The organism is Rossellomorea sp. QJM3NY_18 (assembly GCF_056173145.1).
On sequence record NZ_CM149659.1, the window covers coordinates 3,959,512 to 3,981,224 of the forward strand.

At 43.9% G+C, this 21,713-nt stretch carries 22 protein-coding genes; 15 read left to right on the plus strand and 7 right to left on the minus strand.

Going from position 1 to position 21,713, the window contains the following annotated elements:
- The first annotated feature begins 107 nt into the window (after window positions 1-107).
- The 11 genes from AC0VXY_RS20425 (at window position 108) to AC0VXY_RS20475 (ending at window position 8,826) form a co-directional block, all read left to right on the plus strand.
- Window positions 108-1,154 carry an acyltransferase gene (locus AC0VXY_RS20425; protein WP_475526352.1) on the plus strand — a complete coding sequence of 349 codons (1,047 nt, stop codon included), beginning with the start codon at window positions 108-110 and terminating at the stop codon, window positions 1,152-1,154.
- 471 nt (window positions 1,155-1,625) lie between these two features.
- Entirely contained in the window at window positions 1,626-3,041 is a 1,416-nt protein-coding gene (gene treP / locus AC0VXY_RS20430) for a PTS system trehalose-specific EIIBC component (protein WP_475526353.1), read from the plus strand.
- Between the two features lie 311 nt (window positions 3,042-3,352).
- Window positions 3,353-5,038: an alpha,alpha-phosphotrehalase gene (gene treC / locus AC0VXY_RS20435; RefSeq protein ID WP_475526354.1), complete on the plus strand. Its 1,686-nt coding sequence runs from the start codon at window positions 3,353-3,355 to the stop codon at window positions 5,036-5,038.
- A gap of 186 nt (window positions 5,039-5,224) precedes the next feature.
- Window positions 5,225-5,584: a YwqH-like family protein gene (locus tag AC0VXY_RS20440; RefSeq protein ID WP_475526355.1), complete on the plus strand. Its 360-nt coding sequence runs from the start codon at window positions 5,225-5,227 to the stop codon at window positions 5,582-5,584.
- 2 nt (window positions 5,585-5,586) lie between these two features.
- Window positions 5,587-5,865 (plus strand): DUF5344 family protein, encoded by a 279-nt coding sequence (locus tag AC0VXY_RS20445; RefSeq protein ID WP_435989049.1) that lies wholly within the window; start codon window positions 5,587-5,589, stop codon window positions 5,863-5,865.
- Between the two features lie 16 nt (window positions 5,866-5,881).
- A complete protein-coding gene (locus AC0VXY_RS20450; protein WP_475526356.1) occupies window positions 5,882-7,357 on the plus strand; it encodes a ribonuclease YeeF family protein in 1,476 nt (491 codons plus the stop codon).
- 19 nt (window positions 7,358-7,376) lie between these two features.
- Window positions 7,377-7,622 carry a hypothetical protein gene (locus AC0VXY_RS20455; protein WP_435989047.1) on the plus strand — a complete coding sequence of 82 codons (246 nt, stop codon included), beginning with the start codon at window positions 7,377-7,379 and terminating at the stop codon, window positions 7,620-7,622.
- Window positions 7,623-7,666: 44 nt separating this feature from the next.
- Entirely contained in the window at window positions 7,667-7,975 is a 309-nt protein-coding gene (locus AC0VXY_RS20460) for a DUF4176 domain-containing protein (protein ID WP_435989046.1), read from the plus strand.
- Window positions 7,965-8,348 carry a DUF4176 domain-containing protein gene (locus tag AC0VXY_RS20465; RefSeq protein WP_435989045.1) on the plus strand — a complete coding sequence of 128 codons (384 nt, stop codon included), beginning with the start codon at window positions 7,965-7,967 and terminating at the stop codon, window positions 8,346-8,348. The genes AC0VXY_RS20460 and AC0VXY_RS20465 overlap by 11 nt, the downstream gene beginning before the upstream one ends.
- A gap of 13 nt (window positions 8,349-8,361) precedes the next feature.
- Complete coding sequence (locus AC0VXY_RS20470) at window positions 8,362-8,589, plus strand: hypothetical protein (protein ID WP_435989044.1); 228 nt, start codon at window positions 8,362-8,364, stop codon at window positions 8,587-8,589.
- Window positions 8,590-8,658: 69 nt separating this feature from the next.
- A complete protein-coding gene (locus tag AC0VXY_RS20475) occupies window positions 8,659-8,826 on the plus strand; it encodes an aspartyl-phosphate phosphatase Spo0E family protein (RefSeq protein ID WP_475526357.1) in 168 nt (55 codons plus the stop codon).
- A 30-nt stretch (window positions 8,827-8,856) separates the two neighbouring features.
- Here the strand turns inward: AC0VXY_RS20475 and AC0VXY_RS20480 are convergent, their stop codons facing one another.
- Window positions 8,857-9,465: a Cif family virulence factor gene (locus tag AC0VXY_RS20480; protein ID WP_475526358.1), complete on the minus strand. Its 609-nt coding sequence runs from the start codon at window positions 9,463-9,465 to the stop codon at window positions 8,857-8,859.
- A 118-nt stretch (window positions 9,466-9,583) separates the two neighbouring features.
- On the opposite strand from AC0VXY_RS20480, the gene treR reads away from it, so the two are divergent.
- On the plus strand, window positions 9,584-10,306 hold the full coding sequence (gene treR, locus AC0VXY_RS20485; protein ID WP_475526359.1) for a trehalose operon repressor: 723 nt from the start codon (window positions 9,584-9,586) through the stop codon (window positions 10,304-10,306).
- A gap of 167 nt (window positions 10,307-10,473) precedes the next feature.
- On the opposite strand, the gene AC0VXY_RS20490 is transcribed toward treR, so the two are convergent.
- Window positions 10,474-11,151 (minus strand): response regulator, encoded by a 678-nt coding sequence (locus tag AC0VXY_RS20490; RefSeq protein WP_159363039.1) that lies wholly within the window; start codon window positions 11,149-11,151, stop codon window positions 10,474-10,476.
- A gap of 30 nt (window positions 11,152-11,181) precedes the next feature.
- Window positions 11,182-12,297 (minus strand): sensor histidine kinase, encoded by a 1,116-nt coding sequence (locus AC0VXY_RS20495; protein WP_475526360.1) that lies wholly within the window; start codon window positions 12,295-12,297, stop codon window positions 11,182-11,184.
- Between the two features lie 534 nt (window positions 12,298-12,831).
- Here AC0VXY_RS20495 and AC0VXY_RS20500 point away from each other — a divergent pair.
- Together AC0VXY_RS20500 and AC0VXY_RS20505 are read left to right on the plus strand one after the other, a co-directional pair.
- Complete coding sequence (locus AC0VXY_RS20500; RefSeq protein ID WP_475526361.1) at window positions 12,832-13,476, plus strand: YigZ family protein; 645 nt, start codon at window positions 12,832-12,834, stop codon at window positions 13,474-13,476.
- A 376-nt stretch (window positions 13,477-13,852) separates the two neighbouring features.
- Window positions 13,853-14,914 carry a glycosyltransferase family 4 protein gene (locus tag AC0VXY_RS20505; protein ID WP_475526362.1) on the plus strand — a complete coding sequence of 354 codons (1,062 nt, stop codon included), beginning with the start codon at window positions 13,853-13,855 and terminating at the stop codon, window positions 14,912-14,914.
- Between the two features lie 299 nt (window positions 14,915-15,213).
- On the opposite strand, the gene AC0VXY_RS20510 is transcribed toward AC0VXY_RS20505, so the two are convergent.
- From AC0VXY_RS20510 to galU, 4 genes are all read right to left on the minus strand, one after another.
- Entirely contained in the window at window positions 15,214-17,028 is a 1,815-nt protein-coding gene (locus AC0VXY_RS20510) for an LTA synthase family protein (RefSeq protein WP_475526363.1), read from the minus strand.
- A gap of 151 nt (window positions 17,029-17,179) precedes the next feature.
- Complete coding sequence (locus tag AC0VXY_RS20515) at window positions 17,180-18,316, minus strand: glycosyltransferase family 2 protein (RefSeq protein ID WP_475526364.1); 1,137 nt, start codon at window positions 18,314-18,316, stop codon at window positions 17,180-17,182.
- A 60-nt stretch (window positions 18,317-18,376) separates the two neighbouring features.
- Window positions 18,377-19,681 (minus strand): UDP-glucose dehydrogenase family protein, encoded by a 1,305-nt coding sequence (locus AC0VXY_RS20520; RefSeq protein WP_475526365.1) that lies wholly within the window; start codon window positions 19,679-19,681, stop codon window positions 18,377-18,379.
- A gap of 16 nt (window positions 19,682-19,697) precedes the next feature.
- Entirely contained in the window at window positions 19,698-20,570 is an 873-nt protein-coding gene (galU, locus tag AC0VXY_RS20525) for a UTP--glucose-1-phosphate uridylyltransferase GalU (protein WP_475526366.1), read from the minus strand.
- A gap of 216 nt (window positions 20,571-20,786) precedes the next feature.
- Here galU and AC0VXY_RS20530 point away from each other — a divergent pair, with 216 nt between their 5' ends.
- Window positions 20,787-21,587, plus strand: a complete 801-nt coding sequence (locus tag AC0VXY_RS20530; protein WP_475526367.1) for a glycosyltransferase family 2 protein — start codon at window positions 20,787-20,789, stop codon at window positions 21,585-21,587.
- The last annotated feature ends 126 nt before the right edge of the window (window positions 21,588-21,713 follow it).

Genomic DNA, 21,713 nt, shown 5'->3' on the forward strand with positions numbered 1-21,713 from the left:
TTACCCACCCCTCCACTTACTTCAAGAAAATTCTGAATGACAAGATGATTTTTATCGATTAAAATAAGTAGAATTTATCTTTCGTAAAAGCAAGGGGGCAGGTTAAATTGGCAGGAAAAATAAGGCTGTCAAACTTTGAATCTCTCAGGGTCCTATCCATGATCATGATTGTACTGTTGCATTTTGGGACCTATGGTATTTCGAAGTATATGAACATATCTGAGTTAAGTAATATCAATCAATTCCTCTTCAATTTCATCAAGGTACTGTGTTTGGTGGGGGTTAACGTATATGTATTAATCAGTGGATACTTCTTGTGTACGTCAACTTTCAAGATGAGCAAGGCGATAAGGGTAGTTCGGGAAACCTTTATTTTCTCCGTTCTGATTTTTGCCGGGATGGCAGTCTTGCAGAGGACAGACGGTTCTCTTGCCGGAATGCTCCCATTGGTCTTCCCTGTTTATTTGTCCACCTATTGGTTCATCACGGTTTATATCCTGTTATTTCTGATTTCGCCGTATCTCAATATCGTCATCAATCAGTTATCAAAGAAGGAATATGAGAAACTGCTTTTCCTATTATTCCTGGTCAACTGTGTCTGGCAGTTCTTTCATCCCCTGGCAAGCTTCGGGGTCAATGGTGGATACAGCATCGTACATTTCATCTTTCTCTATTTTGTCGCCGGGTACCTCAGACATCACGGAACGTTTATTTCTTCCCTAAGTACGGGATATTATTTAAGCGTTTACATCCTTATCGGAGCAGGCACTGCCCTGATGATACAGCAGGCATGGGAGCTGCCTTTCAAATTGCTGACCTATAATTCTCCCATCACCGTGATCATGTCGCTGGCACTGTTCCTATTTTTCTCGAAGCTCAGCTTTGTATCGAGACCCATCAACGCCATATCAGGGTATGTACTTGGCGTCTACCTGATACATGAGCATCCCCTAATCAGACAGCGATTATGGGGCAATGTCATGGAATGGATGAATATCAGGAGCGAGTCTCTCCTGATCCTGCAATATCTCGTGTATGCTGTGGTCATATTTGGAGTTTGCCTGGGACTCTCTTATGTTGTGTATTCCGTCATTAATTATAAAACGTTTATTAAAAGGAAGAAGCCGGCCGGAAAAGTGAAAATGGCTGGTTGATTATAAACAATACTCTACTGTGCCAGCTGATATTCAGCTGGTTTTTTTTATTGCTATTTTTACAACAGAGGTTTAACTCTAGCAGGTAAATACCCTCATTTTCGTTGGGGTTGGCCTGGTAAGTCACATCCTTCAAATTGCGTATAACTATCATATGTGGGATAAATATGAGAGAAATCATCAATGACCTTGCATCATTTGCTTGAAGCGACAGAGTTGCTGTAAGCTTTTTTGTCCAAAATGAAAACGGCTACACTTTTTCATTGACAACTTGTATATACATGAATACAATAAGAGTATATCTTGTATATACAACACTCCCCAAAAAAATGAAAGCGTTTTGACAAAAGCATGATATAAAGCGTTTTTCACATACTATTTAGGGGAATTCCATTAATAGAAATGAAAGCGGGTACAACGCTTTTATGAAGGGTGCCTGTCACCTTTCACCATTCCAAGGGAGGGAAATTCATGAGCGTGAAACGTGAAGACGTTCTCGAAATCATTGAAGCGATTGGCGGAAAGGATAATATCCGCACGGCCACGCACTGTGTGACTCGTCTACGGCTGGTGCTGAATGATGAGAAAAAGGTTGATAAAGAAAGATTAGAGGCAATTGATCTGGTGAAGGGTTCTTTCTCCTCCAACGGTCAGTTCCAGGTTGTCATTGGACAAGGTCTTGTGAATAAAGCGTATCAAATTCTGGCTGAGGAAACGGGAATCGAGCATGCATCGAAACAGGATGTAAAGGATGCGGCGACTCAGAACCTGAATCCCCTGCAACGTGCGATCAAGGTACTGGCGGATATCTTCATCCCGATTCTGCCTGCGATCGTAACGGCCGGTTTGTTGATGGGTCTGAATAATATTTTAACCGGTCCGGGGATTTTCTATGATGAGAAGTCGGTCATCGATGTTCATAAGCAGTGGGCTGATTTTGCCTCGATCATTAACTTGATTGCCAACACGGCCTTTGTGTTCCTGCCAGGGTTGATCGGTTGGTCAGCAGTCAAGCGTTTCGGCGGAAGTCCATTACTCGGTATCGTATTAGGTCTTATGCTTGTTCATCCGGACTTACTGAACGCTTGGTCATATGCAAGTGCAGAAAAGATTCCTACATGGAACTTATTCGGATTTGAAGTCGACAAGATCGGGTATCAGGGACAAGTTCTACCGATCCTATTCGCTTCCTATCTATTAGCGAAGATTGAAATGTTCCTGGACAAGAGAGTTCATGATTCCATCAAGCTCTTAGTCGTGGCACCGGTGGGCCTTCTGATTACCGGATTTGCCGCCTTCGTCCTGATCGGACCTGTGACCTTCTTTATTGGTAACATGCTGACGGATAGCGTCGTATGGGTGTTCGATCACGTATCATGGTTAGGTGGTCTCCTGTATGGTGGTTTATACGCCGTCATGGTTATCACGGGTATGCACCATACGTTCCTTGCAGTAGACTTACAGCTGGTCGGTAGTGAAGGTGGAACATTCCTATGGCCGATCCTTGCACTATCAAATATTGCACAAGGTTCAGCAGCGCTTGCCATGATGGTGGTAGCGAAAAAAGAAAACGAAAAGCTTCGCGGCTTGGCAGGTACGTCAGCCATCTCGGCTTATCTTGGAATTACAGAACCGGCGATGTTCGGGGTGAACCTGCGCTACCGCTACCCGTTCATCAGTGCCTTGATCGGCTCTGCCATCGGTGGTGTACTCTTAGCGATGACAGGAACGAAAGCATTCTCTATCGGTGTAGGTGGATTGCCTGGATTCCTATCGATCATTCCTGAATACTGGCTGCCGTTCTTCATTGGAATGGGCATCTGTATCGTCGTACCATTCGTCCTGACAATCGTCTGGTCCAAATTCAGCAAAAACGAAGTAGTCTGATCAATAGAGAGAAAACAGTTGCAACAACTTGTATATACAAGTTAAACTAAGGGGGACAAATGAATTCTTAGCACTTGCCTGAAAGGGATAGTGATGGGGATGTTTGTCCCCTTTTTCATTAGAGGGACGGACCTTCAAATCTGCTTGTTTTGGAGAGTCTTTTCCTATTAGGTAAGGCTTTGTGACGAAGAATGGAAGGTCCGTCCCTCTAAATAAGCATGAGAACATTGATGATATGAAATAAATGAGGCGGATGAGCTAAAAAGTTGAGGTCCGTCCCTCAAAAATATGTGAAGGATGGTGCATGTGGTATGAAGCAGCCTTGGTGGAAGAAGTCGGTTGTGTATCAGATTTATCCGAAGAGTTTTTATGATACGTCGGGGAATGGCGTTGGGGATATTAAGGGGATTACGGCGAAGCTGGATTATTTGAAGGAGCTTGGGATTGATGTGGTGTGGATCACGCCGATTTATAAGTCTCCTCAGAATGATAATGGCTATGACATCAGCGACTATTTCAATATTCACGAAGAATACGGAACGATGGAGGATTTCGATGAGCTTCTGGAGGAAGCCCACTCCCGCGGAATCAAGATCATCATGGACATCGTGATCAATCATACATCGACGGAGAATCAGTGGTTCATCGAGTCCCGGAAATCGAAGGACAATGAGTATCGTGACTTCTATATTTGGAAAGATGGTAAGCCGGACGGTTCCGAGCCGACCAACTGGCAGTCGAAGTTCGGAGGTAACGCTTGGCAGTATGACGCAGAAACGGGTCAGTACTATCTTCACCTCTTTGATGTCACTCAGGCCGACTTGAACTGGGAGAACGATGAGGTGCGAAAGAAACTGTATGACATGATGCATTTCTGGCTGAAGAAAGGTGTCGACGGCTTCCGCCTGGACGTCATCAACCTCATCTCCAAAGATCAGGACTTCCCTGATGATGATGGCTCGGTTGCTCCCGGGGACGGACGCAAGTTTTACACTGACGGGCCCAAGGTCCATGAGTATATGCAGGAAATGAACAAGGAAGTCTTCTCTCAATATGACATCATGACTGTCGGGGAAATGTCTTCCACCACGATCGACAACTGTATCAAGTATTCCAACCCGGAACGCAATGAGCTTAGCATGACGTTCAATTTCCATCACTTGAAAGTGGATTACCCGGACGGACAGAAATGGTCGGTTGCTGACTTCGACTTCCTGAAATTAAAGGACATCCTGTCTACATGGCAGCGTGAAATGAACAAAGGCGGCGGTTGGAACGCCCTCTTCTGGTGTAACCATGATCAGCCGCGTATCGTGTCCCGTTACGGTGATGACGGAAAGTACCGTAACGAATCGGCGAAGATGCTTGCGACGACGATCCATATGATGCAGGGTACCCCTTATATCTATCAGGGAGAAGAGTTCGGAATGACAAATCCGAAGTTCACAAGCATCGAGGAGTATCGTGATGTGGAATCCCTCAATACGTTCAATATATTGAAGGAACAAGGAAAAACGGAAGAAGAGATCCTCGAGATCCTACGACACAAGTCCCGTGATAACTCCCGTACACCGGTGCAGTGGAATAATGAAGAAAATGCAGGGTTCACGAGCGGCACCCCTTGGATCCCTGTTGCGAAGAACTACCAGGATATCAACGCAGAACAGGCGTTAGATGACGAAAACTCAGTCTTCTATCACTACCAGAAGCTGAACCGCCTCCGTAAGGAATATGACATCATCGTCGACGGTGACTACCAGCTGATTTTGGAAGGTCATCCTGAGATTTTTGCCTATGTGCGGAATGGTGAGGGAGAGAAGCTGCTTGCGGTGAATAACTTCTATGGTCGCGAGACGGAGTTCACGCTTCCTGATGAGGTTGATGTCGCAGGCTGGTCGAGTGAGGTTCTGATTTCGAATTATGATGATGCGGAGAATGTGTATTCTCAAATCACTCTTCGTCCATATGAGTCTGTGGTGTTTCGGTTAACAAAATAAAGAAGATGAGGCATTGTCCATATGGGCAATGCTTTTTTTACGTATAGAAGATTAAGAATCCATAATATGGGTATATGGTATTTAAGTAACAAAATCAATTTCAGTACAAATAACCCATACCCAACCACTATTTCCATTTGATACCATTAATTTGTGTGTTTACTATTAAAAAGGGGGATGAAAGTCTTGTCCTATTTATCATATTTGATTTCCCAGCTCCATGAGAAAAAAGAGCAGCTTGTACGCTTGAGAAATTCCCTCTCCAGCCTCAATGCCCTTCAAGGTGAATTTCTTCAGCATCAATCATCCGTGACGGTACCGGACCTTAGCCCCACTACCTGGCAGGGTACATTAGCCAAAGCTTTCACGGAAATCCGGGAAGATATGTTATTTTCCTATAAAGATCTATCTCATAACCAAATGGATACGGCCATCAGTACCATCGAAGACAAAATCGCCTCACTCCGGACAGAGATCCAGTCCCTTGAAACGAGTATCGCCAATGAACGTGCCCTAATCGAACAAGAACAGCGAAAGGAAGGATGACCATGAACCAAAACATTATCCTCCGCATGGGTGAAATCAATGAATCCTTGAAGAACATCCAGGCTGCCACGGAATCATTTGAACCAGCCCTATTAAAGGACATGGCGTTTTCCAATCACCTGGACGTGGTGACGAGATTAAATGAATTGAATACACAGCTGGAGGATGTCGCCCGGGTGTATAAGAACCTTCTGACTTCGAATAATGTATCGGCGACCAACGCCATCCAGGACTTTAAAGAAGTCGACGACACCATTTCCGCTTCCATCCGGTCGCGTTAGGGGGAATTAGAGGAAAATGAAAACTCTTGATAATCAATCATTACATAGCGGTATAGAAGATTTGCGAAGCAAGCTTGAAACCCAGAAAGAACAGCTGTCCGAGCTCAGGCAAGCCGTCGAGCAGTTCTCCGGTTCACACGATGCCTTCAGCGGGCAGGGCGGTGAAGCCGTCCGGTCTTTCTACCAGGATCTTCACACCCCTTTTCTGACGTTCTATAGCCTTTCCCTGCTAAACTATGAACGAGTCCTGACCGCGTTGAAGTCGGCCTCCACCCAACTGGAATCTGACACTTCAGGATTTATCCGTCAACCATTCCTCGATGGGGAGCTGAGGGATGGTCTGAACAAAACGGAAAGCACCACCCTTGGCCTCGTAGATGAAACGAATCAGACATTGGACTCGATTCGGGACATCGTTCATGTTCCTGCCATACAGGACCAGAAGTTCCTCAGTGATACGAAACGAGCCGAACAGAAAATCACAGAGACCCTAGAAGATTTAACTTCTTTTGACACTGACCAAACGAAAGCCCTGGATACTGTGGACCATGACATTCAGCTGATGAAACGTTATATTTATGAAATAGAGGGAATGTTTAAGAGCGGGAAGATCACAGTCGGTAGTTACTCCGGTACAGAATTGAATCAATCCTTCCACCGCCAGCCTTTTATGAGTACGCTCTCTGACAGATTGCAGTTTGAAAGTCTGCTGGTATCCAGAATGACCATTTCGAGTGAATACGATTCCTTGAAGCAATTGTTGATGCTGAATGGTCAAGGGAATTCAGGGTCATTCCTATCTTATTATTCAGATGATCTCGCTATTTCTAGTGAAGGCAAAGCACAAACTTCTTACGGGGTCTGCTATCCTCCCGAGAAAAATGAATACGTCATAGATAAAAAAGTAGAAGATGGTTTTGGTTCTGACGGTGTCGGGAACGCAGGCCTGAACTTTACGAATGACTATGATGCTGGTCATCTTTCATTTAATTTAAATGGCTCTGTCGTTGATACCAATAATATGGACGACATTCCCTCCTTTCTGGAGCAAAAGGTTTTATTCGGAGAGATGGACGCCGACATTCCTTATTCATTCAAATCGACTGGTGAAGCGCTTCTCTATGGCCAGAATATCGGATTGAAAACGGAAGCTAACGTATCGAAAACGACCTTTGCCCACGACAATTCACCTGCCGCCCTTAACCTGGCATTTGGTCAGGCAGAAGCGAAAGCAAACGTCGAAAACTACACGGCAAGTGCAGGTATAGGAGTGGCCGCCGCCAAAACGGAATTAAAACTTGAACCCCTGAATTGGTTCGGCTACGAACCCCTTGAAGAGTGGTTCGGTTTCGATTATGATCCATACATCGCTGTCGATGTATCCTTAGGGAGCGCAGGTGTCAGTGGATCAGTCGGAATGGAAACCGGGGTTTATGCCGCCTACGGAATCGGCGTAGGCATCAAAGGCGGACTGGAAGAAGATAAGAAATAACCTGATGAAGGAGGATCACATGCCAACCACCAGAGAAAAATCCAGAAATTTATTTCGATTGCTTCTGCTCATATATCCCATCTTTATGGGCCTCATGGGGACCATTAGCTTAATTGTCCTTGTCACATGGGGAATACCACAGGAAGACTTACAATCCCAGCTGCCAGCCATCCTGATCTTGGCTTTGGTCATTTACGGAACGTGTGCAGCTTCCCTTGTCATCCGTGCCATTTTCTTTAAAAAGGAAAAGATTTCTCAAGAGTAGGGTTATCCCCTGCTCATTATTCTTTAGGAAAGTAGGGATTTTTCATGAGTAAAAAAGACACCACCCTCCTCCCCATCGGAACGGTCGTCAAGTTAAAGAAGGTAGATAAACCGGTCATGATCTACGGACGCCACCAAATTCAAAAAAAGACAGAGAACATCTTCGATTACATAGCGGTCCCTTATCCAGAAGGAAACCTGACAGAAGAATTCAACGTCTTTTTCAATCGGGGACTGATCGAAGACGTCATCCATCCGGGACTCGTTTCTCCTGCAGAAGAACTGATGAGGGAAAAAGTAGAAGAGGATATGGAGAAGAATCGGAGGAATGGAAGGAACCAAGATGAAAATTAAATTTCTATTTATGCTTATATGTATCACATTCACTTTACTTGGCTGCAGCCAGACTGCTGCCGATAAACCTAATAAGAAAGAGGAAGTAAAAGAGGAAAGCCTGGATCCGACTAAGCTTTTACCTATTGGAACCGTCGTAAAGCTGTCTAAAGTGGACAAATCGGTTATGATCTATGGCTACAATCAAATCCAAGTAAGCACGAATAAACAATACGATTATATCGGGGTCCCTTATCCGGAAGGCAATATTTCACCTGATTACAATGTCTTCTTTAACCGGAACCTGATCGAAGAAGTTTTACATAACGGCTACGTGACGGATGAAGATAAAAAAATCCGTGAAGAAGCCGATCGTCAGGAAAATACTTACTAGGAGTGGCTTGCTAATGTTCTCAGATAATCCATCCCTTAGGAAAATCATCCGGACCGGGCTGCTTGTATTCGCCATCATGGGATTCATCAGCGGAACGATGCCACTGGCCATCATCAGCCCAGCTATTTTCACCGGCACTTCCATGCCTGAAAAGCTTCCTGCATTTGTGGTTATTGCAATCGTCAACTATGGTTTTGCTATCCTTTTACTTATAGTTCGTTCAAAATTTTTCAAAAAGTAAACCATATTTGAAATTAGGTTAACATTTAAAAGTTTTTATGGGATAATAAAGCAAAAAGGAGTTCCTGCAATGAACGCCACGGAAAAAGATCAACATCTTCTTCATGAAATGGAAACAAAGCGTCTGGAACTTAAATATCTTGCTCAATATCACGGCTTCTCACATCCCGCAACGGTGAAACTCAGTCAGGAACTCGATGAACTATTTAACCTCTATCACCAATTGAATCAACGATAAAAGGCTGTGCCCGGGCACAGCCTTTCTTCATTATTCCGTCGCTTCCTCTTCTCCCTCACTGGCCAAGAAGAAAATCGCTGCAACCTTCCACCCATCATCTTTCTTATGGAAGACGGTTACCTGCTTCCCTGAACGGGTCACTTCCTTATCACTGTTAGGATCCTTCGTCGTTGCTTCGATCTCAGCATAGACATCCGCCTTCTTGCCGGCATAGTTAATGATCTTCACATTATCTACTTTACGCTTTGAATCAACGGTATCAAAGATCTGCTTCACATAGCGCTCTTCATCTTCGTACTTAAAGTTCACCGGTGTCTTCGAGATGACACTCATGTATGATTCGAAATCTTCTTCGTTAAAGGCATTGATATATTGATTAAAGGCAGCGTCGATCGCCGATTTTTCTTCTGCCGGGATCCCTTCCGCTTCCTTCAGTTCACTTGCGTCCTCCACGATCTGCGTCATTTGGGTCAGGGATGCCGCCTCATCTGTTGCAGGATCTTCACTCGGGCTGACCTCTTCCGTTTTCTTTGCCGTATCTTTGTCTTCCTTCTTCTCTTCGTCTGCCCCACAAGCACCCAATAATAACGTGCTCATGCCAATTCCCAACATGATTTTCTTCCAATGCTGTTTCGACAATGCTCTTCACCCTTTTCTAAAATTTACACTATCTCCATTCTATTGAAAATATTCACAACACTCAAGTTGAATCTCATTTCTTCCTAATAATTATGGTAAAATAATAGCAGGTGATATTATGACGAGAAGCAATAAATACCAACAAATCTTCGAGGATCTCTCTGAAAAAATACAAAATGGCACGTATACAGCCAATTCGATCCTACCATCGGAAAACGAGCTCTCGGTGATCTATGCCACTTCCCGCGAGACCATACGTAAAGCGCTTACATTACTGGCTCAAAAAGGGTTGATACAGAAGCTGCGCGGAAAAGGATCCCTGGTGCTCGACGTGTCCCGTATGAGCTTTCCGATTTCCGGTCTTGTAAGCTTCAAGGAACTGCAGACATCCATGGGACGCGATCAAATCGAAACGTTCGTCCACGACTTTGGCTTGATCTCTGCCGATGATGGGATCGCTGCTCAACTCGAGACGTCCTGTGACGCTGAAATATGGAAAGTCGTCCGCTCCCGCAAAATCGGCGGCGAGAGGATCATTTTGGACAAGTCCTATTTCCTGAAAGAGCAAGTCCCTCTGCTGACAAAAGAAATATGCGAGAACTCCATCTATGAATATCTCGAAGGGGAGCTCCAATTACCCATCGATTTTGCCAAAAAAGAAATCGTTGTGGAAGAATGTACGGATGAGGACCGGGAGTACCTGGATCTGAATGAATACGATCATGTAGTGGTTGTGAAAAACTATGTACATCTAAAAGATGCGACGTTGTTTGAGTATACAGAATCGCGGCACAGGCTGGACATGTTCCGGTTTGTGGATTTTGCACGGAGAAAGCATTAAGTTGGGTCCACTTCCTGATTGGGAGTGGATTTTTTTATCCCCGCGTGGGATTACCCAATTCGGAAAACCACTCTCCCACCCAAAACAGACAATCAAAAACGACCCTCCACCAGGAAGGGTCGCTCTCTCAACAACAAATTAACAATACTCTATCTAACAACCGATACTTATCGTACTTCCACCCAGCCGTTCTTGATGGCAGTCACTACTGCCTGGGTACGGTCGTTCACGTTCATTTTTTGAAGTATATTACTTACATGATTTTTAACAGTCTTTTCGCTGATATATAAGCCTTCACCGATGCCACGGTTGCTTTTTCCGTCTGCAAGCATTTGCAGGACTTCACATTCGCGGCGCGTTAACAGGTGAAGCGGGCGGCGAACTTCGGATTGCTGGAACCCGCCTGAGTTTTGCGCATTAGCAAGGCGCTTGTATTCTGCAACCAGGTTGTGCGTCACTTTAGGATGGACGTATGAACCGCCTTCAGCGACGATTTTCACTGCGTCAACCAGTGCGTCTGAGTCCATTTCTTTTAACAGATAACCAAGTGCACCCGTTTTCAGCGCATGGTTCACATAGTTCTCGTCGTCGTGGATGGACAGGATGATGACTTTCGTATCCGGATACTTGTCCATTAGTTTACGAGTCGCTTCCACGCCGTTTGTCTCAGGCATGTTGATATCCATGAGGACTACGTCGGGTTCGTGTGCTTCGACGAGGTTCATTGCTTCTGAACCGTCATCACCTTCTGCTACTACGTTGAAAGAAGGTTCGAATTCGAGGATTCGTTTAACCCCTTCCCTGAAAAGCTGATGATCGTCAATGATAACAATATTTGTTGCCATGTCTTTCGCCTCCCTAAACCTTCGAAAAATTTACGTATTAAGGGGAACCTGGATCAGTATGACCGTCCCTGCTCCTACTTTTGAGTCAATCGTGATGTCTCCTTCGAGAAGGTCGACACGTTCTTTCATCCCCATGATTCCAAAGGATCCTGTCTTTTGTTTGTCTTCATCGAATCCTTTGCCGTTGTCTTTGATGACAACCGTTATTTGGTCTTTCTTTACTTCTACTTTAACTTGGATATGCGTGGCTTCTGCGTGCTTAAGGGCGTTCTGGACACTTTCTTGTACCAACCGGAACAGAGCGACTTCGAATTTGGAAGGAAGTCTGATATCGAGCCCCATATTCACAAACTGTATGGAGGTCTCCTGGTTATACTCTTCGATTGTACTCAAGTATTTTTTGAGGGTCGGTATCAGCCCGAGGTCATCAAGCGCCATTGGTCTGAGATCATAGATGATTCGGCGCACCTCATACAGGGCTGAGCGGACCATCCGTTTAAGATCGCGGATTTCCGTGATGGCATCATCTGGGGTCTTTTCCCTGAACACCCGCTCGATTAGATCCGAGCGAATCATCACATTCGCCATCATTTGAGCAGGGCCGTCATGAATTTCGCGGGATAAGCGTTTCCGCTCGTCCTCCTGGGCCTCAATGATCCTGAGACCGAAATCCTGCCGCTGCTTCGCATCTTCCAACGCCTCACCCACTTGCCTTAAGTCACTATTCAAATAATTGAGAACGACGGATATCTGTGAGCAGAGATTCTCTGCCTTTTCAATCGTGTCCCCGAGTGCTTGTAAGCGTCTTTCCAGTTCATCCCTGCGGTTCCGAAGCTGCTTTTCCTGCTGTCGGTTCATGGATAGCTTCATCTGCAGGTCATGAGCCTTCTCGTACGCTTCTCTTACCTGGTCTTCTGAATAGGTTTGGAAATGCTTGCTGACTTCAGAAAGTCTGAGCCGGGCAAACTTTGATTTCTGTTGGAGGTCATCTCCTTCATCAATCACCTTCAGGACCATTTCTTTCACTTCAAGTAATTCTCTCATCAAATCTTCATAATCAGTTCGACATTGCTCGCCAATCTGGAAGATCTCATCCTTACTTTCGTCAACCGTATCGACCATCTTCTTCAGGATGCTATCCAACATCTTGGTGTCTATTTTTTTAAGTGACACGGTACACCCCTCTTTTGTTCCACAATAGTCGTCCGCCTAGCTTCAGGGAAACTATCCTTATATAGTAATAATCGGTTTTATAAGCTCAGGGCAACATGCCCATAGACCTACTGTTCATCTATACTAGATCGTACCTATTATCAATTCAATGGAAAGTCATGAAACTCCTTTATTCATCTAGGCATATTCCTATGTAATACTTCTACCAAGGGATTATTCGCTTCAGGAATAATAGAGAAACTATGGCAATTATCTAGAACATTCGGCTTCCCTAATGAAGCGTTGGAACAACTGAAGTATTACTATCAGCGTCCATTATACCATGTCACATATTGTCGGAGATTAAAGTTTGATTACATTGTATTACCATTATTTCATGTAGAACCAGTTATTACCTCGAAAGGTGCCTGGAATTGTGCATTCTTCACCATTTTTCTATATAGTAGAATTAGGATAAAAACGCGGACTTTGTCGTACGCTGCGGCATTTATGAAAGGAGAAATGATTTTGCTACATCAGTATAATACCGTCAAAGGTTACGGAGAAAATGAAATCAATATTGAACGTTCTAGATTTATCACCTATGTGAATCGGGTTGAAACCGAGGAAGAAGCGCAGGAATTCATCGCATCGATCAAAAAAAAGCATCATGATGCCAATCATAACTGCTCTGCCTACATGATCGGCGAACAGAATATGATCCAGAAGGCGAACGATGACGGGGAACCGAGTGGGACTGCCGGTGTTCCCATGCTTGAGGTGTTAAAGAAGCGGGATTTGAAAGACACCGTCGTAGTCGTGACACGCTACTTCGGCGGAATTAAGCTTGGGGCAGGCGGCCTGATACGTGCGTATGGGCGGGCTACCTCGGAAGGATTGAATGCAACGGGGATCGTCGAAAGAAGATTGATGCGCATCATGAAGTCCACGATTGATTATACGTGGCTCGGTAAAGTGGAAAATGAAGTGAGATCCTCCCCTTATCAACTGAAGGACATTCATTATCTGGAGTCGGTGGAGGTTGATGTCTATGTAGAAGAAGCGAATACGTCCGGGTTCACGGAATGGATGACGGAGCTGACAAATGGGCAGGCCGTCATAACGGAGAGGGATGTTGAATATCTTGAATCTCCATTGGGAACCGACTCGTAAAAATCATTTTAGCATTGGAAAAATCTTTTTTCTTACAAAGCCATGATTTAACTCATACTAATTGTATAGAGAGTAACATCGAAAAATGACTCTTTTGACGGATAGTGCTCTCCATTAATTTCGCCTACAATGGTGAAATTAATCGGACAAACTGACGTTTAAGATGATCTGATTATGGGGTAGTAGTAAATAACTTGTTACTTTTTGAAACTTTTTACTGAATTACGACGTCTAAGTAAGTAAAATCACTTCATTTTATGACAAATGAACCCACTACGCACTTTAGTAATTGTTCCCTTTAAAAAAGTGTTGCACATCATTAGATATGTGTTATTCTTACAATTGGAGTGCCTATAGAAGAAAAAGAGGTGAACGAATGTACTCTCTAATTGATTTTGTAATTGCTTTTGCTATTTCTTTAGTTGTTTCCGTAGCAGTAACTCCATTAGTGATCAAATTCGCCAAACGATTTGGCTTTGTCGATAAACCTGATCATCGAAAGGTTCATAAAGGGTTAATGCCCCGTGTAGGTGGATTATCGATCGTCATCGGTGCATCAGCAGGTCTGTTGTACTTGAATGATTTGATCTTACCGCTATGGCCCGTCATTCTTGGGGGAGGAATCATCCTGATCGTCGGGATCCTCGATGACCGCTTCACACTATCACCAAAAGCAAAACTTGTTGGACAAATCCTGGCAGCGTGCATCGTCGTGTTTGCGGATTTCAAAATTGACTTTATAACATTGCCGTTTGTGGCAGAGCGTATATATTTGGGGAATTTCAGTTATGTGTTCGGGATTCTATGGATTGTCGGTATCACCAATGCCATCAACCTGATTGATGGATTAGATGGACTGGCAGGCGGTGTATCCGTCATCGCTATGACTTCCATCATGGCTCTTGCAGCCATGAATGGACAATACATGGTGGTTGCCCTTACGACTATCTTAATCGGTGGGACCATCGGATTCCTATTCTTCAACTTTAACCCAGCTAAGATTTTCATGGGTGACACTGGAGCACTGTTCCTTGGATATTGTATATCGATTATCTCATTGCTTGGATTATTCAAGAGTGTGACGATCTTCAGTTTAGTTGTTCCAATTATCATCCTGGCTATACCGATCTTTGATACGTTCTTTGCCATCATCCGACGTATCCTTAATAAACAAAAGATTTCAGCACCTGATAAGTCCCATTTACACCATCGCTTACTTGACATGGGCTTCTCTCACAAAGAAACCGTACTGATCATTTATGCAATCGGGGCATTTTTCGGACTATGTGCGATTCTTTTCACACGATCTACCCTTTGGGGAGCTATTCTTTTCTCTGCAGTGCTTGTCGTATTAATTCAACTGACTGCAGAAGTGGTCGGATTGATCGGCCAGCACAAACCGCTTCTTAATACGATGAAGAAACTGCGCGAACGTTAATACGCACCCGTTTTTTTTATCAGAAATACTAGTTTACTAGAAAACCTTGGATGGTTATCCAAGGTTTTCTTTTTTTATGATTTGAAAGTTGATTAGCACGGGTTGTGTCCTATTCGACAGGAAACGCTTGAAATCGCGTCACTTTGGATGCGGAAGGTAACAATGTCTTTGTCTATACTTAAATCGCAGGAGTAGGCATTAGAAGGCTTTTTAACGATATATCGTTTTTAACCACCTGCTTCGATGAAAACCTTTCAAAGAAAAAACGCCCATCCCCAAGGAGACAGGCGTTCACTCTTTTATTCCTCTTCTTCTTCAAAGAAGTTACTGCGGATGACCAGATCAGATACTTTTTGTGCACGTAATTCAAACTCTGCGTGTGCCTGATCGGCTTCGTTTTGCATGATGATTTTGTTTTCCAGCGGGATCACGGCGAAACTTTCTTTAGTCGTCAGGATGTTTCGGCCTGTGATCGACTGGTCATATTTTTCTTCAGGGATTCCAAGCATGTAAGCTAAAGTCGGGTACATGTCGACCTGACCTACGGCTTTCGTGATTTCAAGTTTCTCAAAATCAGGATTGTAAATGATGAACGGTACTCTTCCCAATTCATCGATTCCCTCGACTTTCGGATTTTCCTTCATCATTTTATCTTTGTAGCTGTTTTCGAATCCAGCGTGATCCCCGTAAATCGCTACGATGGTTTCGTCCATCATGCCCCGCTCTTCCAGGTCAGCCATCATCTTGCCAATCGCCATATCCAGGTAATGGATGGTTTGCAGGTAATTTGCTGCGGACGTTTCGCTATATTGAGATTCAAATTCCAGTTCTCTATACGTGTCCGGCAGAATGAACGGCGTGTGACTTGTCAGGGTGATCATCAGACCGTAAAACGGATCTTCTTTTTTGCTTAAGATGTCGACGGATTGTCGGAAGAATTCCACATCGCTCAGACCCATGCCGATGTGTTCCCCTTCTTCGAGATCCTCTATGTCATAATATTTATCGATCCCGATATGGGGATACGCTTCTCTTCGGTTCCAGTAGGTTCCTTCGTCACCATGAAAGGCCAATGTGGAATATCCTTTTTCCTTCAAAAGGCCTGGAAGGGTCGTGTAATCATTTGTTGGATACCTGAAGAAGGTACTTCCTTCTGCTACAGGAAGCATGGATGTGTTCAAGATGAATTCGGCATCCGAGCTTCTGCCCCCTTTTGTTTGAGGGTAGAAGTTTGAAGCATAGATGCTGTGCTCCAGGAGGCGATTCAGATTCGGTGTGATTTCCTTGCCGTTGATCTTCTGTCCGATCACCCAGTTTTCCAGGGATTCTGCTTGGATCAGGATCAGGTTCTTGCCTTCTGCAATCCCCTTATATTCCGGATGTAGATCCTTATCTTCTTTTCGGAACTGATCTTTCTTTTTGTACCAATCTTCCAACAGCTGTCTTTCTTCGTCACTTAAATTCATATACCGGTTATTTTTATAGAACAAGTACAGATCCAGTGCACTGTATTGAAGTGGATTGAATTTCATCATGTAATCATATCGATCATAAATCTTGAAGATTTGTGCAAATGGAGCTCCATCGATGTAGTGATTCTTCATTGGCTTGACGGCAAGAATAAAGAACCCTGCCAGGAAGACGATGATGAATGTTCTCCAGTGTATCTTCGGGATGGAGAATGATTTTTTTTTCACAAATACGAAAAGGAGGATGATATCGACGATGAATAGGATATCCAGTCCGTTCATAAGCTCCCGTATGCTCGGTCCCAGTCCTGAAAGATTCGATGTTTGCAGGACAGCAAAGAATGACAGCGGTGTTCCAAAGTAGCGGATATACCACATTTGAGCCAGCAGCAGGAACGTCGCCACTATATTGATGAGGATGATCACTGATTTCCTTGACCACGTTTTAAATAGGAACACAAAAGAGAATAGCATCAGGATGGTTCCTGGCAGGGTGACGAATAAGCTCTTTACTTCGAATAACCCTTTGCCCAAAAATAAATAAAATAAAACGACTTTAATGGACAGTCCAATCGCAGAAATCAATAAAAGTTTGTCCTGCCATATGGATCGAAATCCTTGTTTTAGCTTGTTTACTAGATTCATAATTTTATTACCCCGTTTACATAATTGTAATAAAATTTTAACACTATTCCTCCTACTTATAAAGCAAAGAAATGACAATTCTTTGTATTATCTGACATGTTCAAACAGAAAAAACCCGATTTGAGTCGACTCAAATCGGGTTTTATTCCCATTATCTACTAGTTGGTGTCCAAGTGGCCTGCCTCTTACCTGAGATCGCTCTCAAGGTACCGAGGAGGGCTGCGTAGTTCACCAGGCAGAAGTAATATGGAATATAGGTAATCTTATTGCTCGTCACTTTTCCTAGCAATGCGAGGATATAAAATAATAACTGTAAACCGAACATGACTTGATACAACGGTTGATCTAGCAAGAATAGATTGATGATGAAGATTGCAATCATATAATATGGGACTAACCATCTCAGGAATTTATGTGACATGTATTTATAGAAGAAATCGAAATTCTTGAACGGATTCAGGACATTTTTGTAGCTCATAATGCCAGTGAAGCTTCGTGTGACGATCCGTACCTTCCGGCCAAATTCTTCTGAAGACTTTGGTGACGTTTCTTCCATCGTAATCGCATTGGGCTCATAGACGAATCGCTTTTGCTGGCCGATGATGATCAATGGGTTTTGCATATCATCCCCGACGTTTGGATTCATTTCTTTAAATAGTTCTTTGCGCAGGGCATAGATGGAACCATTCGCTACGATGGTCGTACCCGTTGCTGTCTCAAGCATTTTAAGGAGCTTTTCATACTTCCAGTAAGCGCCTTCTGATTCTCCGATTGATGAATTGGTTGGGTTCGTCAAGCGAAGTTCTCCGCAAACACCGCCGATTTCCTCGTCTTTAAAGTGCTTCACTAAATGATGGACGGCGTCCTTTTGGTAAAGGGAGTTCGCATCCGAGAATACGAGGACCTCACCTGTTGCAAGAGGGACGGACTTGTTAAGGGCTGCCGTCTTCCCTTTCCGGCCTTTCACGACATTCAATTTCACGTTCGGATATTTCAACACGAACTCATTGACGATGTCGTTCGTTCTGTCTGATGAATCGTCTGACACGACGATGATTTCAAGCTTGTCCTGTGGATAATCAAGCTCCACAGAGTTTTGAACTTTTTCAGCGATGACTTTCTCTTCGTTGTATGCTGCGATAAAGAGCGTTACCTTTGGTTCATAGCCTGTTTCCGTCATTCGTTCCTTCTTTACCACTCCACTTATGAGTTTCAAGAGAATCGGATAACCGGCATAGATATAAACTGAAAGAACGATCAACAGCCAAAAGATTATTTCTAGTATCATATCATGACTTCCTCTCATACCGATTGAAGGTGGACCCCTGTAAAGGATCCACCTTTGTTATTATGATGTGACGGTTTTTCTGCCGATGGATGCATAATAGAATCCGTTCTCTTCCATATGGGCTGGGTCGAAGATGTTACGACCATCCACGATCACTTTGCTTTCAACAAGTGTTGACACTTTCTCAAGGTCGAGCTCTCTCACTTCATCCCACTCCGTCAGGATCAGGATCGCATCTGAATTCTGGATGACTTCATATAAGTCATCACCCGTACGAAGATTTGGAATCAATGTCTTTGCATTCTTTTCTGCAATACGGTCGTAGGCGAGTATATCCGCCCCGAGCTCTTGCAGCTTAGGAATGACGTCGACAGAAGGTGCGTCCCTCATATCATCTGTATTTGGTTTAAACGCAAGACCGAGGACGGCAATCTTCTTGTCTTTCAAATCACCTTTGAAGGCTTCCACCAGCTTGTCGACCACTTTGAAGCGTTGAAGCCCGTTCACTGCTTCTACATCTTTCACGATCTTGAAGTCGTATCCTACTTGATCGGCAATCTTCACAAGGGCGCTTGTATCTTTAGGGAAGCACGAACCTCCATAGCCGATGCCGGCGTTCAGGAACTGTGGACCGATCCGTGGATCATATCCCATTCCCTCTGCCACTTTCGTTACGTCCGCACCTACAAGTTCGCACACGTTCGCCACTTCGTTGATGAAGCTGATTTTCGTTGCGAGGAATGCATTGGACGCGTATTTGATCATTTCAGATGTTTCAATATTCGTCACGACGATATTCTTGGTGAACGGTGCATGTAATTCCTTCAGGATCGCTTCCGCTTTCTCTGATTCCACACCGATGACCGCTCTTTCCATGTTCACCGTATCGTGAATCGCCGAACCTTCGCGAAGGAACTCAGGGTTTGATGCAACATCGAATTCGTCATGTCCGACTACCTCTTTGATGACACCTTTAATCATGGCACCTGTCCCGACCGGCACTGTGCTCTTCGTGACAATCACTTTGTAATCGTTCAGGTGTTCGGCAATCGAGCGGGCAGCCGCTTCGATATACTGCAGGTTCGCCTCACCGTTTTCTTTAGGCGGCGTACCGACTGCGATGATGACAAGATCCGCGTCATTCATCCCCTCGGCATAATCCGTCGTGAAGGATAAACGACCTTCATTGATGTTCTTCTCCACTAATTCCGTTAAGCCCGGCTCGTAGATGGGAATGATCCCATTTTTCAGGTTTTCAACCTTTTGGGCGTCTATATCCAAACAAGTCACTTTGTTCCCGGCGTCACTGAAGCAAACACCCGAAACAAGTCCTACATAACCTGTACCAATTACACATATATTCATCTTAATTTCTCCTTGTTCATTCTGAAATGATGTCTTTTAACCAATCTTTTAATGGACCTTTGAGGTCATCTCTCATTAGAGCAAACTCAACTGTTGCTTGAACAAAGCCGTATTTGTTTCCAATATCATATCTTTTACCATCAAAAGAATACCCGTAAACATTTTGCTGCTCGTTTAATTTTTGAAGGGCGTCCGTCAATTGAATTTCGTTACCTTGACCAGGCTCCAGGTTCCCTAGAATATCCAGGACATCCGGTGTCAGTACATAACGTCCCATGATGGCCATGTTCGAAGGGGCATCTTCCAGTTTCGGTTTTTCAACAAGTCCTTTGACTTTGAAAAGCGGACCATCGTTGGTCGGGTCTTCTACGTCAATGACCCCATACTTGGATACGTCCTCGTCCGGAACTTCCTGTACACCGATGATGCTCGATTCCTTCTCTTCGAATTCATCAATCAATTGTTTTAGACAAGGTTTCTTGGAAACCACGATGTCATCTCCAAGTAAGACAGCGAAAGGATCGTTGCCGATGAACTTTCTCGCACACCAGATCGCATGTCCGAGTCCTTTTGGTTCTTTTTGGCGGATATAGTGAATGTCTGCAAGATGAGAGATTTGCTTGATCTCCTCGAGCTCATCATATTTCTCTTTCATCGCAAGCATTTCTTCAAGTTCCAACGATTTATCAAAGTGGTCCTCGATGGCGCGTTTTCCGCGGCCTGTAACGATCAGGATATCTTCAATCCCTGAGTTGACGGCTTCTTCAATAATATATTGGATTGTAGGTTTGTCTACAATTGGTAACATTTCTTTCGGCTGTGCCTTTGTTGCCGGCAGGAATCGTGTTCCCAACCCCGCTGCCGGGATAATCGCTTTTTTCACTCTCAAAGAACTCACCTCTTAGTTTTGTATAAATCAATTGTTCTTATTCTACTGTTTCGAAGTCTTTTAAATAGTGTTTGCAGAATGCGGCCCATTTACGCTCTTAATGAGCCAAAATCATTAAATTTCACGAGTATTATACCATATGTTATTGATTTCTTAATCTCACAGGTTTATTGTGCTATAATATAGCGAGTAATTTCAGATGTGAGGATGAAGAAAATGATTAGTGTAATCGTACCAACTCTTGGAACGAAACCAGAGGAATTGAAACGATTGTTTGAAAGTCTTAATAATCAAGCATATAAAGACTTCGAAGTCATTATTGTATCACAAGACAATCACAATTATATTACATCCGTTTTAAAAGATGTTAACTTTAAATACAATCATATTGAAATAGATCGCAAAGGCTTATCACTCGCTCGCAACGTTGGCATAGAGCATGCCAAGGGAAGCATTCTGACGTTCTCTGATGACGACTGCTGGTATAATGATGATTCATTCCAAGTGGTGGTGGATTATTTTCACGAGAACCTCGAAACCGATGTGGCCTGCTTTCAAATCTATGACCCGATCAAAAATGTTTATTACAAAGAATATGACGAAGAAGAGCAGAAACAGGTTACAACCGGTAAGCTGTTAAAGAAATCTTCTATTGAGATTTTCATCCAAACGGCGAACATCGAACGCTCTCTCATTCAATTCGACGAGAAGTTCGGATTGGGCGCGATTTATCCTTCAGGGGAAGAAAACATTTTCTTGTTTGATCTAGCACGGCATAACAAGTCTATCAGCTATTTCCCAAAGGTAGTCGTGAACCACGAGAAACCTGACATGCAGACCCGCTTATATGAAAAATCCTTCATCGGGAAAGGACCTCTGTTTAAGAGAATGTACAATACGCCGACAGCCGTTGTGCTGCTGACTCTATTCACGTTGAAGAAATATCGTCATCTGGAAGAGCCATTCGGTTATTACAGCAAAGCTTTCAGAGAGATTTTCAGGTATGAGAAGAAATAAGAATTGCATTGTTAAAAGGAAGCAGATGCTTGGTAGAGGTGTCTGCTTCTTTTTTGTGGTTGGGTCGGATTGTTTATCTATGCGTAAATAGCGCGAAAAAAGGTGCAGCCATTCAGGCTGCACCTT